Here is a 16,608-nt window from a genome sequence, read left to right on the forward strand (position 1 = left end):
ACCAACGGACCTCAGCGACTCTTGCGGCTCAGCCAGGCGCCCCAGAACAGGCTGCTGAAGAAACGTGTTCCCGCGCTGAAACCGCCCTCTTCGAGCAATCGTTGCACCGCCGCCTCGGAATGGGGCGGGTCGGCGCCTTGAAGGATTTTCCCCAGCTTGGCGTGTACCTCATCCGCCGTCGCGCCCTGCTGGCGCCAGCGTTGCCCCCAGGCCGCCAGCAGCAGGGGCTGGCTGGCGTAGGCGTAATGATTGCCGGCGACGATCAGCGGCGCGCCGGGCTGGAGGCGCCGGGCGATGGCCCGCAGCAATTGCCGCTTGGCTTCATCGCCGGGCAGATGGTGCAGCACGCCGATCAGCGTGGCCCCGTCGAAGGGTTCGTCCGCCGCCAGTTCGTCCACCGTGGCCAGACGCACTTCGGTCCTCTCCAGCAAACCCTGCGCCTGCAACTGCTGGCGCGCTGCCTCCAGCATCGGTGCCGAGGGGTCTACAGCGGTAAAGCGCCAGCCCGGTTCCAGGGAAGCCATGGCGATAATCTCCTGGGCCGTGCCACCGGCCCCCACGGCCAGGATGTGGGCCGCACGCCCCTCACCCAGGCTGGCCGCCAACATGCAGGCGGCAAGGTCATGGCAGGCGTCGTAGCCCGCCAGGGCGATACGGCTCTGGCGGGCGTATTCGTCGGCTCGCGAGCGGTCGAATTTTTCAGCCGGGTTTACCGAGGATGAGGTCATGGCAGGGCTCCATTCAAAGGATCGGGACAGGCTAGGCCCTGCGGTTTGATAATTAAAATTCATTGTTTTTATTCATTGTATTCCCGTCTGGAATAGAACCTCCCCTGCTCCCAAAAAAATGGGCGATCGACGATCGCCCCCAAGCCTTGCTACCACGAGAGAACCTACAGCGTCAGTTGCCCGCGCTCCTCGTCGGTCAAACGCGCCCGGGCCTGGTCGCTCAAGGGCCCGGCGCCCAGCACCTGCACCGGGCTGTCGGGGTTGTAGCCCGGGGCGCGGCTGGCGTCTTCACGGGGGCGTTGCACCGGTTCGCTACCAAAGCCCAGCACTTCCACGGTGACGATGGACGCCCGGCCCTGCTTGGCCGCCGCCTGCTGGTTGCGGGCCGCATCTTCCGCGGCCTGGGACGCGGCGGAGCCGGCGGCGCTGGCCGAGGTCATGGCGCCGGTGTTGACCGCCGCCGTGACCGGCACCCCGCTGGACTTGCCCTGGGTCTGGATGTTCGCCGCGTTGACCACCCGCAGAGCGGCAATGTTGACGTTGCCCGAGACCCGGATCCCCGCCTCGCCGGCATCGATGGTGCCCAGGGGCGCGATCAGGTCGATGTCGCCGGCCGCCACTTCGGGTATCGGGTTGAGAGTGGCGATCCCCGCCCCGGTGCTGGGCACCGACGGCGACAGGCTGACGTTGCCCCAGTTGTCGTAGACCCGCTTGGGCGGTGTATAGACCACGGTGGTCTTGGAACCGCGGCCGGCGTTGATGTCGCCCGCCGCCGACCAGCCCATGATCGAGCCGCCGAAGGTGGTCATGATCCGGCTCTGGCCCAGCAGGATGCTGCCCAGGGAGTACAGCTGGATGTCCCCCGCGCCCTGGGTGATGATCCCCGCCGAGGCCGGTGGCGCCGTGCCCTCGATGCCGAAGGTCTGGTTGCCGCCGGGGGTCAGCATCTGGATGTTGCCGCCAAAGTCGGTGTGCACCCCGGCACCGCCGAACAGGGTGATATCGCCCTGGTAGGTGATCGGGTTGCCCGCCACGTCGGTGCTCGGGAACAGCCCGGCAATCGCCGCACGGCCACGGGCATAGCTGCCCTGGCGCATGCCGCCTTCCTCGGTGTACTCGCGGCCGGCGGCCTTGAGCTCGGCAAAATACACATTCCGGGCAAACACCCGCTGTTGTTCCGCGGGCAGGGCCGCGTAATAGGCCCGGGCCTGGGCGCTGTCGCCGACAAAGCCGAAGCGCTCGGCCAGCCAGTCCAGCAGTTCGCCCTCGTAGGTCTTGGCCACCCGGGCGCCCGACAGGCTTTCGCCCGGCTGGGCGAGGTTGGCCGGGTCCAGGTAAGCCTCGACGAAGCGCCGGTAGTCCGGGCCGTTGGGGCCGAACCCGGCCTGCATCACGATGCTCGCCCCAGGCCGGCGGTCCCCCGGCGCCACGGCGCCGATGCTGGTGACGCTGACCTTGTCCTCCATGAGGATGTTGCGCCCCGCGGTCAGTTCCAGGGTGCCGGGGCCGGCGACGTTGAAGTTGCTGTAGAGGATGTCGCGCCCGGCGCTGACGACGGAGATGTCGCTGGGGTTGTTGTGCACAAACAGGTTGCCCTGGGAGGTCGAGCCATTGACCGGGTCCTCGACGCCGAAGGTCCGGCCACTGCTGACGATATCGCGCCCGGCCATCATCCACACCGGGCGGCTGCCCTCGTACCAGGTCTGCCCCGAGTGCAACTGGGAGGCGGCCTGGCCGAAGGTGATGATCCGGCCGCTGTTGACCCCCATCAGGTCGCCGTTCACCGCATAGAAACGCGCCGGATCGGCCGGGCCGGCAACCAGCCCGGAGACGCTGCCGGAACCGAAGGCGAACAACGGCAGGATCGAGCCGATGACCGGGTTGCCGTTGACCGACAGGTTGCTGGCCACCACCTCACCCTCGATGCTGCCGACAAATGCCGGACGCCAGGGCGTGGCCACCGAAGCGGCCGCGGCGCCCGACTGGCTGACGGTGAAACCGCCCGCGTAGATCGAGTCCTGGGCCAGGAACTGCAACTGCCCTGCGGCGCCCGGCGCCAGGAACAGCGGCACCCGGTAGTTGAGGTCGCCGACTTGCGCGCTGGCGGCCTTGCCATAGTAAAGGCTGCCGCTGGCTGCCACGGCCCTGAGGATCGACGGATAGACCACTGCCAGATCGGTGCTGCCAGGGCTGGTGAGCGGGGTCAGGTTGCCGCCCAGGGACATCAGGTCGATGGCGGTACGCTCGGTCCACAGGGTGAACCAGCTCCGGCCGCTGCCTTGCTGGCTGCCACGGCTGAAGAGCGCGGTGTTGAACTGGCGGACCCGGCCCGGGTCCTCGACGTTCTGCACCACCAGGTCGCTGCGGCTCTGCAGGTTGAAGGTGGCATCGCCGGGCACCAGGGTCAGGCCGCCCTGGGCCAGGCCACGGGTGGCGCGCAACGGGTCGAAGGCCCGGGCTTCGCTGGGGTTGTGGTCGACGGCGGTGCCGCCATAGTGCAGGTCGATGCTGCCCAGGGAGGCACTCTGCAAATGGCTGCTGCCACGCAGGTTGACCACCACCCCGTTGCGATGCTCGATGACCAGGTTGCTGGCCGGGTTCAAGGCGCCCGCAATGTTCACCCGCAGGTCGCCACCGCCGGTCAGTTGCAGGCTGCCATCGCTGGCGACCCGGCCGGTACTGCCCACGGCCAGCACCAGCCCCTGGCTGCGGGGCGCCACGGTGGAGGCGCCGGCGCTGTCCGTCAGGCGCTGGAGGATGCCCGCGTCACCGCCGACATTCAGCTCCAGGTTGCCGCCGCCCAGGGTGCCGAACCCGGTAAAGCCCAGCATCCGGTCGGCGCTGCCGTTGGCCGCATAGGTGCCGAAGTTGATCCACCAGGCACCGGGTTGCGCCGAACCGCCGGTGGCGACATCGCCGCTGCCCTGGCGCCACAGCCAGTTGCCCACTTCGGCCGAGTCCTGGCCGTTGTCCTTGGGGTTGGGCCAGGCACGGCTGTCGTTGGCGGTACTGCTGATATTGCCGGTCAGGTCGCCACCGGCACTGACCCGCAGGTTGCCCCCCGCCTCCGGGTACCAGGCGCGGTACAGGCTGGTGCCGCTGCCATTGACGAACTGTTCGAAGTAACTGCCCGGGTCATTGAGCACCGTGGCTCCCGTTCCCAGGGCCCGTGGCTGGTTGTAGGGATCGCCGGCCGTCGTCGCCGTGGAGGAAGTACCGGCGGTGTAGACCCCGTACAGCGAGTCCATGCTCAGGTTGCCGGCACTGAGCAGTTCAAGGTCGCCGGTGCCGGTGCGGATCACGCTGAAGCGGCTGCTGGACGGCGTTGCGCCATAGGTCTTGCTGTCCAGGGCCATGCAGAAGGCGGGTGACTCTTCACAGAAGGCCGCGACGGACGACTGCCCCAGGTCCAGCAGGAGTTGCTCATCGATCGGATCGCCGGCCTTGACCACCACCCCGGCGCCCGCCAGCTCGTCCACCGCCAACTGGGTCCAGGCGTAGCTGGCCTTGATCGCGCAATAGGCCGGGCTGTCGGCACAGAACTGCTCGATCGAGGTCTGCCCCAGATCCACCAGCAGTTGTTCGTCGATCGGATCACCGGCCTTGACCACTATCCCTACGCCGGCCAGGTCATCCACCGCCACCTGGGTCCAGGTCCGCACCACCTGGCTGGGCAGTTCCTTGGCGAACATCCCGTAATGGCTGTCCGCCAGATGCAAGTCACCGCTGCGTGGGTTGGCCTGCACGATGCGGCTGTCGGCTGCGCTGGTATCGGCCCCGGCCACCAGGCGCAGGGACCAGGATTGCGAGCCTTCGGCAAGCATCGGCGCAATGGCCCAGAGCTTGCCCTGGCGCCCGACGTCTTCGGGCCGCAACTGCACCGAGTCGACGCCGCTCGGCAGCTTGACGTTGGTGCCGGCCGGGATCAGGCCGCCCTTGGGCAAGGCCTTGCTGCCGTCGAGCATGACGATGTTGTTGTTCACATTGGCCAGGTGTACTTGCGGCAGCGGCACGCCCTTGGGCCAGGTCATGGACCGCAGCTGGGTGCCCTGGGTCAACAGCGTCCCGGCCTCCAGACGGGTGCCGGCGACCAGGGTCCTGGGCTCGCCAAGCAGGGTGCCGGCGGCGAACAGCAGGTTGCCCGAGGCATCGCGAATCGCCGCCGCCAGTACCGTACCCGCCGGCAGTACCAGGGTCTGGTCCAGGGTCGCCGTGACCGGCAGGCGCGTGCCCGCGGCCACGGTCAACCCCTTGATCGGCAGGTCGTAGTTGAGGGTGCTGCCCGCCGGGAAGGCGGTGCCGTCGGCCAGGGTCACGCCGTTGCCCGGCACGATGATAGTGCCACCGGTGAAGTCCACACCCGGCAGCAGCACCCAGCCCTTGTCGTCCACGGTGGCAGGCGGCGGCGCGAAGCCGTCGTTGATGCTGCCATAGACATTCAGGTCGCCCCCGGCGCGCAGCGTCAGGCTGCCGACCTCGCCGGAACCGTAGACCGAGGTCTTCTGGCTGTGGGGGTTGAGGCTGGCATAGCGATAGCCCGACAGGTCCAGGTCGCCCTGCACCACCAGGTCGCCGTCTGCGCTCTTGCTGACGATCTCGACCCCGGGCCGCAGATGGAAGGCGTCGGCATAGCTGGCGTTGTTCAGGCCGGCCAGCTTGTTCTGCAGCAGGTCGCTGTTTTGCAGGGCCGCGTTGATAAAGGCCGTGCTCTGGGCATGCTTGGCATCCAGGTAGGCCTGGGTGATTTCCTGGTAAGGGCGGCCGCTGGCGGTGGCGTCGGTTTTTTCCGGAGCATCGTCGTAGCGGAGCATGCCGTTGACCGCAATCGAGCGCGCGCCCTGGATATCCAGCGGGCCGCGGGCATCGATGTCGATGTCGTTGCTGCTCTGGTCCGCCTGGACGAGGCGCGGCGCGTTCAGCTCCAGGGTGCCGCGGCTGCGACCGTCGTTCTGCCCCGCCGCGCTGCCCACAGCCACGTCGGTGCCGTGGCGCAGGTCGATGCGCGCACCGTCGGCCAGGGTCAGGCGGCCCTGGCCCGAGCTGAGCACCACGCTGGCGCGGTTCGGTGAGTCGATGATCTTGCCGTAGCTGTCCACCCGCAGCTTGCTGCCGTGGGCATCGAGCACCGCGCTGCCGTCCAGGGTCAGGCCCTTGCCGGCCGCCAGGTTGATACTGCCGACCCGTTCGCCGCTGGCGTCCACTCGCCCGGTAACCCGCAGGCTGCCGTTGTCCACCGAGACGTTGACGGTGCTGGCCCTGACCCCGTCGCCGATGGTCAGGTCGCCCTGCTTGAGCTGGAAGCTGCGTGCGCCAAAGACCTGGCCCTGGTTCAGGCGCTGGTTGAGGGCGGCGAACTGCTCGTCCAGGGTGCCGCTGCTGCCCAGGTGCTGGGCCTGGATTTCCACCGTGGCGCCGAGGAACGGCACCAGGGTGCCGCCGGCATCGTAGTAGCCGCTGCTGCCGCCAAGGACCTTGCCCGCCAGGTCTACCCGCCCGGCCGCACCGTCCAGCGCCACCGCCCGCAGTTTGCCGGCCTGGTTATGGGTGGCCGAAAGGTCGATGGTCGAGCCCGTGGCCTGCAGCACATTGCCGGTAGCACTCTGCAGCAGCACTTCGCCGCCGGCGCCGTATTTGCTCAGGTCATTGAAGGCGATGGTGCGGCCAGCCACATCGATCAGCGCCGCATCGGTCAGGCTGACATCACCCCGGGCCCCCAGGGTCACCTTGCCGCTGGGCAGCACCACGGCACTGGCCAGGCGGATGCTGTCGCCCTGCAGAGACAGTTCCGCGCCCTGGCCATTGGCCTGGCCACGAGGGCCGGCCGAGGCGCCGATATCCATGGCGCCGCCAGCGGTGATGCGGTTCACCGAACCGGCCTCGCCGGTCATCAGTGGGGTGAGGATATTCAGGTTGCCGCCGCTGTAGGCAAAGCCCTTGAGCGGATCGAAGGCGCCCTGGCTCTGGTAGACCGACAGGCTGCCCTTGTGGTTGGCGGTAATGCGCTGGCTGGCATTGAGGTCGACGTTGGCGAAACCCAGGGCCAGGCGGTCGAAACTCTTGGTGGTGCTGGGCTGGGCAAAGGCCCCGTAGCCGAACTCGATGCGTTCGGCATTGATTTGCAGGCGGCCGCTGCCGGTTCCGGCACCGCCGGCCACCACCGCGCCTGCCGGGGTCTCGGAACCCTGCCAGATCAGGTTGGCGGTGTGGATGCTGGCCACATCATTGGCGCCCCCGGCACCGTAGATCGCCGGGGTGGAGAGCATCAGGTTGCTCAGCAGCGACTTGCCGGTCGCCGGGTCGTAGGTGTCCAGGCTGGCGCTGCCGTAGAAGTTGAAGCCGTCCCGGGCCGAGAGCTGCAAGGTCTCCAGGGCCGGGGCGCCGACCTGGGTATCGCCGCGCAGCAGGCGGTCGAGCAGTTGCTGGGTCAGGGTCATGCCGCTGGGCAGGCGATTGCCCGCCGCGGCTGCCGCCAGCGCCTCCGGGCTGCCGACGTTGATATTGTTCAGGCCCAGGTTCAGGTGGCGGGTGCCGTAGCGCACCTGGTCACCCAGCTCGAAGGCGTTGTCGGTCAGGGCAACGATGCTGCCATCGGAATACAGTGCGGTCTGCCCGCTGCACGGCGCGCTGGCGCACACCCCGAGCCGGATGCCGCCGCTGGTCTGTCCGCCGGCCTGGGCCTTGCTGATCACGTTGAGCAAGCCGTTGGACACCGCCAGCATATTGGCCACCTGGTAGGTGAAACCGTCACGGGCGTCATAGCTGGCCTTGCCTCGGCCCAGGGTATTGATCGAGGCGCCCTGCTCCAGGACGATCTCGCCGGTGTTGCTCACCAGGAACACTTCCGGCGCGGCCAGGCTGGCGCCCTCGCGCAAGGTGATCGAGCCCTTGGGCGTGTTCACGCCTTCGGCCACGGTGATGTAGTTGCCGCCCTGGCCGTACTTGACCAGCGTCAGGCCGCCCAGCATCAGGCGCGCTGCGCCCATGGCGTTGAGGCTGTCGGCATCCAGGGTAACGCCGTTGAAACCCTGGGTGGCCGACTTGCCGGCCGCCACCACTTCGATGTTGCCACTGCCCATGTTCAACACCGCGACGGTGCCGCCATAGCCCCCCGCAGCGGCATCGAAACGGCCAATGCCCTTGAACGAGAAGGCATCCGCACCGGCCCCCGGCTCCAGGGCCAGCTTCAGGGTCTTGGCGTCCACCGGCAGCATCGGCCGTGGCACCCCGAGCTTGGCGGCATCGGCCAGGGCAAACTGGGCATAGCCGGTTTCGTTGTACTGGGAATAGCGGCGCAGGGTGTCGGCCGAGGTCAGGATCAACTGGCTGGCGACGCTGTTGCTGATCCCGGTATGGGCGATCGACAGGCGCCCGGCGGTGGACCAGGAGCCATTGCGCAACGGCTGGGTCGCGCCTTCGGTGCCGAGCCCGGCGAGGCCGTTGATCTCCACGCGAAAGGCCCCCGGCATCAGCGCATAGGTGGACGGCATCAGGGTGTAGGTGCCCGCCGCCAGCCCCGGAACCCCGGCGCCAATGGTGATTTGCTGGCCGATCAGCGGGTCCACCGCGCCACCCTCCGGTGCCACTGGCGCATAGCCCGGCTGCACCCCGGGCACTATGGCGTAGATCGGGTTGCTGCCCAGGCCCGGGAGGACGAAGCTGCCGTTGGCGCCGATCTGCACCAGCGGGCTGTAGCGCGCATCGGTGGAGCCGCCGCGCCCGGAAATGAACCCGGCGCCCAGCAGTTCGCCACCGCCGGACAGGTCCACGGTGGCATCGGGCTGTACCTGCACCGACTTGCCGCCCAGGATCACCCCGACGCTCAGGTCGCTGTTCTCATTCACCAGGGCGCCCTGGCCGAGGAAGGTCACGGTCTTGCCGTTGTACTTGTAGACCTGGCCATCGACGGTGCCGCCGTAAGGCAGTACCAGGCCCTTGCCGCTGACCGAAGTCAGGCTGCCGGGCAGCAGCTCGACCTTGCTCGCGCCCAGGTTGCCGATCTCGATCAGCCCCAGGGGCGCACGGACCACCCCGCCCTGCTGGATGTTGGCCGCGCCCAGCTGCAAGCGGCCGAAGGCCGAGTACGGCACAGGCGCCTCGCCCTGGCCGGTGCGGCCGATGGCCAGGGTGCGCGTGGGGTCGAAGTTGATGCTGGTGCCGGAAATATCGTTGAGGTAGCCGGCAATCACTCGGGCCCCGACCTCGGTGCCCGGGTACAACTGCGCGGCCCGCAGGGTCATGTCGCCCTGGGTCAGCAACTGGGTGCTGATGCCCTTGGCGATCACATCGGCCCCGGCCCCGGCGAGAAAGCGCAGGTCGCCCTGGCTGGTCAGTTGCACATGGTCGAACCCGCGGCGCTCGACGCCGAGCAGGCTGTTGTCGGCCTGGCGCAACGTGCCCTTGCTGCCGAACACCACGTTGCCACGCACATCGATCAGGTTGCCGCTGGCATTGAACTGCGCCTGGGTGGCCTGTTGCGACGGCGTGCCGGTGGAGACCGGACGCACGTACTGGTCCTTGGCTTCCAGCGGCGCGAGGATGCCCGCCAGCAGCAGGTAGGGTGCCGACAGGTCGACCCGGCTATTGGCCGCAGCGCTTTCGCTGAGGTTCAGGGCACCGCTGTACAGGCGCAGGCTCTGGCCCATGTTCAGCGACACATCGCCATCGAAGCTCAACAGGCCGTTGCTCAGCAGTGCCAGGTTGTCGAAGCCGCCGGCGGTGACCTGATCCACCCCGAGGCGGCCGTGGCCATACTCCAGGCTGGCGGCCGCGGCGTCGGCGCTCGCGGGCAGCGCACTGCCCTGGTGGGTCTGGCTGAGCACCAGTTCCCGGGCCTTGAGCACCCGGTCGTTGACCGCGTTCTTGATGTAGTACGGGCTTTCCAGGGCCAGCGACAAGGTGCCCCCTGCAGCGCCAGCGCCTCCGGCCCGGGCGACGAAGCTGCCATCCAGGTACAGGCCGTTGTTGGACGCGAAGCTGATGCTGCCACCGTTGCTGGCCACCTGCACCCGGCCCTGGCCGGGAATGTCCAGGGCCGCCTGGGCGCCGGAAGCGTCGAGACGCGCCCCCTCGCGCACCACCACAAACAGGTCGCTGGCCTTGGCGATACCGGTGGCCAGGTCGATCTCGCCGCCGATGGCGATCTTGCCGCCATTGCGCACCTGGCCGTAACGGCGGCCACGGTTGTCCACGGCGCTCACCGCCCGCGCCGCCACATCAATCACCGCCTGCTCGCCGACCCAGATCGAGCGCCCGTGACCGGCGGCATTGGCGGCCTCGGAACTGGCCACCGTCAGGCCGCCCAGACTGACGCTGCCGCCCCAGGCATTGAGCGTGCCGTTCAGGGTCAACTGGCCGACGCTGCGCAGGTTGATGGCCTGCCCCGGGTCGACACTGATCACCGCGCCCTGCCCCACGCTCAGCGCCGTGGTGGCCAACTGGGCGGCCGTGGAGTACTGGTTGCCGGCGCTCAGGGTCAGGCCGGCGCCACGGCGCTGGGTCAGCACGCCCCTGGTTGCATCCTGCTGGTACAGCTGCGGCAACCAGCGCTCCAGCACCGTGGCCGGGTCGCTGCCAGTGGCACTGCTGCTGGCCTGGGCCCCGTAGCGGTAGACCGGCATGTTGACCTCGACCTGGGCGCCCTCGGCCACGGTCAGCCCTTCGTTGCCGGTGATGTCGTAGGCACCGAAGCCCTTGTTGAAAAAATCCCCGGCCAGTTGCAGGGTGCCGGCCTCGGGGGCCGGATCATGGGCGCCAATCAGCACCTTGTGCGCCTGCAGGGCCAGGGTGCCGCCACCGTTGACCCCATACCCGCGCAGCTCGCCATCGAGGTCGAGCTTGCCGTCGGCGGCCAGGGTCACGTCGCCGCCCTTGCCACCGCTGGTCTTGCCGTCATAGGCAATGCTGGCGCCGGAGCTGGCATCCACCAGGGTGCCGTTGGCCAGGTTGAGGTCGCCGCTGCTGCGCAGCGACACCTTGCCCCCGTTGATAAAGGCCAGGCCGCTGCTGTCCGAGGGGTCCAGGGCCAGGTTGTTCCAGCGCCCGCTGGCATCCAGCTTGACCCCGCTGGCCACATCGACCCGGGCCTGGGCGCCGCCGGTGGGCGCGAGGATCACATCGCCGACCACGAAATTGCGGTTCACATCCACCTGGTTCAGCACGTTGCCGGCGTTGATGCTGCCACCGTGGGCGGTGAGGTTGGCGTTGATCTTGACCTCTGGCCCGAACAGGGTGATGTCGCCGCCATCGGCCACCTTCAGCGCACCGTTGACCTGGACCTGCTGCCTGGCGCCGACCTTGATCGCCCCCAGCTGGAAGCCGTTGAGCTGGTCGCTGTCCAGCACCAGCTGGCCCTGGCGGTTGGCCGGCAGGGCTGTGGCGAGGTCCAGGCCGTCGGCGATCTTCTGCTGGTTGGCCTCGATCAGCACCTTGTCCACGCTGGGGCTCAGGGCGTAGCGCAGGGTGCCGCTGGTCTTGTTGTAGATCGGCGTGTAGTTGCCAATGATCAGTTGCGCGCGCTGGGCCGCGGCCTTGTGCGATTGCTGGTAGCCGTCGAGGTTGATGTTCGGCGCCTGGGTCTGGCGGTCGCCCTTGAACACTTCGCTCACCAGCTGGCCTTCGAGCACGGCGTTGCTGGTGCCGATCACCAGCTTGCCGGCGTCGCGGCCGACGCTGTAGCCGGCCTCGTAGCGGCGCTGCTGGGCGATCAGCGGGTTGTAGTAGTAATCGGTGCGGCCCCAGCGCGGGCTGCTGTCCACATAGCCCTTGTAGATGCCGGTGTAGAGCAGGTCCCCCGGCGCCCTGGAGAGCTCGTACAAGCGCCCGTCGGCGCCCTTGAGCCAGGTCTGCTGGATGTAGCCGCCCTGCACATCGACGGTGCCGCCGGAGAGGTTCAACTGGGCGCCGGACTGGGTCACCACGTCCTTGCCGGTGAAGGTCAGGGTACCGCCCTGGGCCATCCACTCGCCGATGTTGTGGCCCTGGGTGCCCAGGTAGCCGCCCACTTCCAGCAGGCCGCCGGCGGTGTACCAGCGATCGGTGGCGTAGCCGTTGGTGCCCGCCGGGACGAACACCAGCTCGCGCAGGTCGACCCAGACGTCGTTGTTGATCAACTGGCCGCTGTCGCGGTTGCCCGCCGAATCGCGCTGCTCGTTGCCCTGGACGTTGATCTTGATGTTGTTGGACTCCATCGCCACCTTGACCCCGACAGCGCCGGCCACATCGATCACCGCGCCATCGCGCACCAGGCTGCGCTGCCCGGCACTGACCGCCACCTGGCCACCGGTGGCCAGGGTGATGGAGCCGTCCTGGAAATCCACGGTGCCGCCGCTGACGATCTCCACCCGGGACTGGTCGCTGCGGTCGACCACGCTGCTGAGGTTGTTGAACTGGCCGGTGATCAGGTTGGTCGGGGTGCCGTCGAGGTTGATCAGGCCGTTGTTGCGCTGGCTGTCCAGAGCGCTGCTGCCACTGCTGTCCAGAAGGATTGCGGTGGTGCTGCCCTGCCCCAGGGTCACGCTGCCGGTGCTGTCGCTGGCGGAGTTGAGTAAATGGATGGTGCCGCGGGTGTCCACCGAAGTGCTGGCCAGGGCCACGCCGTTCTGCGCCACCTGGTGCCCGGTGAGGGTGATATCGCCCGTGGAGGCCATGATCAGGCCGCTGTTGCTGACCTTGCCGGCGCTGCTGCCGGCCTTCAGCGAAGTGGCAACTTCATTGCCCCGGGTGGTGGAGTGCTGGTTGCCGCTGGTGCCGACCCCGCGGCGGATGTAGAAGCTGTCGCCGGCCGCCAGGGTGGTCTGGCCCTTGGCAGTGACGATGGTGCCGGCGTTCTCCACTTCCGAGCCCAGTAGCAAGGCATAGCCGCCGGATTCGGTGGAGGTGGCCGCCGGGTGGGTCTGGATCAGCGCACCGCGCTGCACCTGGACCTTGCCCAGGGCATCGCTGAAGGTCGGCTGGGTGCCGTTGGCGTCCACATAGAGCCCGCGCTGGGTGAACTGCTCGTCGCTGATGGTGGCCGCGGCTGCCACCAGGTTGCGCACATTGACCTGGCTGGTGCCGCTGAAGATCACCCCGTTGCGGTTCATGATCATCACCGTACCGGCGCCCTTGATCTGGCCCTGGATTTCGCTGGGCCGTCCATTGGGGTCGTTGACCTTGTTCAACAGCGCCCAGTTGGACTGCTGCTGGAAGTCGACGGTGGTGTTGCGCCCGACGTTGAAGGTTTCCCAGTTGAGAATGGCCTTGTCGGCGGTCTGCTCGATGGTCACCGTGGTCTTGCCGCCGGACTGGCTCTGCACCGGCCCTTTGGCATTGAGCCAGCCCTGGGTCAGGCTGTTGTCGACCTTCAGCCCGCCTTCGCCGAGGCCATCGGGAATGGTGCTCACCGTGCCGAATGCGGCCTGGCGTGCGGCAGCCTGGGCCGCTTGCTGGGCGGCGATGGCGGCAACGCTGGAATTGAGGTTGCTCAGGGAGCGCTGCAACTGCTGGTTGGCGCGGGTCTGCTGGGACAGCGGTGGGATCCCCGGAACCTGGCCGTTGGTGCGCGCGGCGGTGGCGGCCTGGGACGCGCCCTTGTCGGCGAACCAGCCGGAACTGAAGGCCGTGGCGCCATGGGCACTGCCCGCCACCATCAGCAGGGCGATGGCCTGGGCCAGGGGCTTGAGTCGCAGGATCGGCAGCTCGCCATCAGGGCGCAGCGCGGGGGATTTGACCGGTGGTTTGCAGCGAACCATTACTACTCATCCTTTGTTATGACGCCCACGGGAGCGCGACGCTTGTAGGGCCCAGGGCGCGCGTCACTGCTTTAGGGGATAGGCCGTTGGCGCGAGGCGCGACCGAACGGATGTCACGGAAAATTCATCTTTGGGGTGCAGGGTGTCGCCCCTGCCCCTGCGTGCCACGGCGGCAGGCAGGGGCAAGCGGCGCTGGCCGGCTAGAAAGGTCGGCCAATGGCGTTGCAGATATTGGGGTTGCCGATACTGCGCAGGCTGGCGGGTGTCACGAAGGCGTTCCGTATCGCGGCCTTCCAGATCGCCGGCAAGGGTTGCAGGTTGTTGTTGAGCAGTGCCGCATCGTTAGTGACCAGCGAACCGTACTGGCGGGCAAAGAACGCCCGCACCTGGGCGGTTTGCGTCGCATCGGCGTAGCACTGGCTGAAAATCGCGGTGCTAAAGCCCAGGATCGGATACCCGACGCTGGGAAATGGCACCACCGAGGGGTCATTGCCATCGAACGAAGCGGCGAACACCGGTACCCACCTGATGGGGTCGCTGAACGGGCCGGTCGATAGGTTCGCCGTCGGCGGGCTGATCAGGCTGATGGCATTGACGATGTTCGCCGGTGTCGGGGCTATCCCCCCTACCCGCGCTACCTTGCTGCCATCTTCCAGCCCGGCAAGGGTGCTGGATGCGTGGCTCGAACCGATGAAGGTCACACTCCCCGGGGTTGCATTGAGCACTTCCATGATCTGGGGGCTGCCCTGCGCGCTCTTGGCGGTCTGTGGCACCGAGGCTGGATAAGCGTTGGCGAAGAACCGGGTCACCGCGAAAGGCCCGGCCGGTTCAGAGCACTTGGCATTGAGAAAACGGGTAAACAGCTCGGTGGTGCCACTGGGCCCTTGCGGGTAGACCACCGTCAGTGGTCCGTTAGTGCCTGCACCGCTCGACAGGTACTCCCAACGGTCCAGCCGGCCCGAGAAGATCCCGCACACGTCATTGACGCTCAGGTCCAGGTTGCCAATGCCGGCCTTGTTGAAGCGGATCGCCACCGCCGTGGCGGCGACGGGCACCTGGATCAACGGCCCCCAGCTCGCCCCATGGGCCATGGAGTAGCCGTCGAGCTCGCTGCCTCTCAACTTCGATTCAGTGGCCACCCAGTGCACGTTCCGGGTAGGGGCGCCCGGAATCAGGCGGTTGTAGTCGTTGTTCAGAAAGGCTTCCTTGTCCCCGAGATCAGAACCGATGTAGGGCGCAAAACCCGCCGTCAGTACCCCGGGCGCCAGGTAGTACGACTGCGGCAGCGTCGACCCGCCACCGTTGATATCCGCCAGGGCCAACTGGGCACATAGGGCGCTGCCCACCAGTGACGTGGCTAACCAATGCATTTTGAACATGACATGACTCCTGTCGTATCAGGACGGGCGAGCACTCGTGCCGGACCGTTGTGCCGAGCATGAAAAAAATCAGCAACGGTCGAAACCGTTGCTGATCCGGGGGCTGCAGGTATCGGACGCGAGAGTTACAGCGGACGGCCGATGGCGTTGCAGACGCTGGCGTTACCGATGCTCAGGCCGCTGGAGGCAGTGACGAACGAGTCACGTACTGCGGTTTTCCAGGCAGCTGGCAGAGGCACGAAGCGGTTGTTGTTGATGGCGGTGTCGTTGTTCACCAGGGCACCGTAGTGACGGCTGAAGAAAGCCCGTACTTGCGAAGTCTGGTTAGCGTCGGCGTAGCACTGGCTGAAGATCAGGTTGGTGAAGCCCAGGATTGGGTAACCGCTGGTTGGGTACAGGCGCAGGCTCTTGTCGCTTGGGTTGGCGTCGATGTTGGCCTGGGAAGTGAAGACAGGAACCCACAGGTTCTGGTCGCCACGAACAGTGGTATCAGGCACGGCAACCGCGGCGATAGCCGAGGAAACGTTGGCAGGCGCCGGGGAAACGCCAGCCACCTTGGCCACCTTGGTAGCGTCGTCCAGGCCGGCCAGGGTCGGCGCGGCGTAGTCCGGGCTCATGTAGGTGATGCGACCGTCGCCAGCGTTCAGCGCGTCCATGACGCCTTGGCTGGTAACAGCGGCAACCGCACCGGCAGGCAGGCCACCCGAGTAGCTGGAGGCGAAGTTGGTGGTCACGGCGAAGGTGCCGGTCTCGGCGCACTTGGCGTTCAGGAAGCGGGTGAACAGCTCGGTGGTGCCGCTGCTTTCATTGCGGTAGACCACGGTGATGGCGCCGGTACGGCCCGAACCTGCAATCTGGCTCCAGTCGGAAACACGGCCCGAGAACACGCCGCACAGGTCGTTGACGCTCAGGTCAACGGCAGCAGTGCCGGCCTTGTTGAATGGAACGGCAACCGAAGTGGCCACCGAAGGCACCTGGATCAGCTTGCCCCAGGCCGCTTGGTGGCCAGTGGCGTAGCTGTTCAATTCGGCAGCGGTGAGCTTGGAATCGCTACCGGCCCAGTGCACGTTCTTGCCGGTGGTGCCGGCCACGAACTTGGTGTAGTCGTTGTTCAGGAAGGCAGCCTTGCCGTTGCCGCTGCCTACGCCGATGTAGGGAGCGAAGCCGGCGGTCAGCACGCCAGCGGTCTGGTACAGCGGTTGTGGCAGGGTTGCGCCACCGCCGTTGATATCAGCCATTGCAGCCTGTGCCGAGCACAGGGCAGCCAGGGTCAGGGATGCCGCGAGAACGTTGCGCTTAAACATGAAGAATCTCCTTTCGTCGTGTTCGTACGTTGGGTGAATAGCTCTTGCATGACGCCATGGCACTCGGGCCAGAAGCCTTGATCCAGACGGCTTGATGGGTGAGGCCATGGGGAGAGAAGTTCGCAGTTTCCGGTGACAGATAAAGGAAAAAACCTCGGGAGAAAGCGCCTGTTTTTGCAAAAGATTCTCGGGTGTTTGTCGGAGGTTTTCGCGCCTTTCCCGGGAAAATGACCGCCAGGTTGCCGGGGCTGGAAGCGGCATTGCCCTGCAAGCGCCGAGGGGGCTGGCCACCGGGTCTGAACATGACAGAACGAGGAACCCGAGGTTGGCCCGTTGCCCGGTCGGGAGTGAGGCACGCGGCGCGAAATTTTATCGCTGCCCTGCCCTGTGCTTCGCACCACCGCTTCGCTCTCGTAGGAGCCGGCTTGCCGGCGAAGAGGCCCGCCAGCCCTGCATCGCCGCTGCCGAC

The 16,608-nt window shown here is 67.3% G+C and carries 4 protein-coding genes; all 4 read right to left on the reverse strand.

Annotated features, from left to right (window positions below):
• Positions 1-11: 11 nt before the first annotated feature.
• The 4 genes from AC1RL5_RS05410 to AC1RL5_RS05425 all read right to left on the reverse strand — a co-directional run bounded on the left by AC1RL5_RS05410 (position 12) and on the right by AC1RL5_RS05425 (position 16,139).
• Complete coding sequence (locus tag AC1RL5_RS05410) at positions 12-728, reverse strand: SAM-dependent methyltransferase (RefSeq protein ID WP_492588820.1); 717 nt, start codon at positions 726-728, stop codon at positions 12-14.
• A gap of 164 nt (positions 729-892) precedes the next feature.
• Positions 893-13,456 carry a filamentous hemagglutinin family protein gene (locus AC1RL5_RS05415; RefSeq protein WP_492588818.1) on the reverse strand — a complete coding sequence of 4,188 codons (12,564 nt, stop codon included), beginning with the start codon at positions 13,454-13,456 and terminating at the stop codon, positions 893-895.
• A gap of 200 nt (positions 13,457-13,656) precedes the next feature.
• A complete protein-coding gene (locus AC1RL5_RS05420) occupies positions 13,657-14,835 on the reverse strand; it encodes a substrate-binding domain-containing protein (protein WP_093402941.1) in 1,179 nt (392 codons plus the stop codon).
• Positions 14,836-14,960: 125 nt separating this feature from the next.
• A complete protein-coding gene (locus AC1RL5_RS05425) occupies positions 14,961-16,139 on the reverse strand; it encodes a substrate-binding domain-containing protein (protein ID WP_065363919.1) in 1,179 nt (392 codons plus the stop codon).
• Between the last annotated feature and the right edge of the window lie 469 nt (positions 16,140-16,608).

The sequence above is a fragment of the Pseudomonas sp. GW822-FHT06D10 genome, from assembly GCF_058799535.1.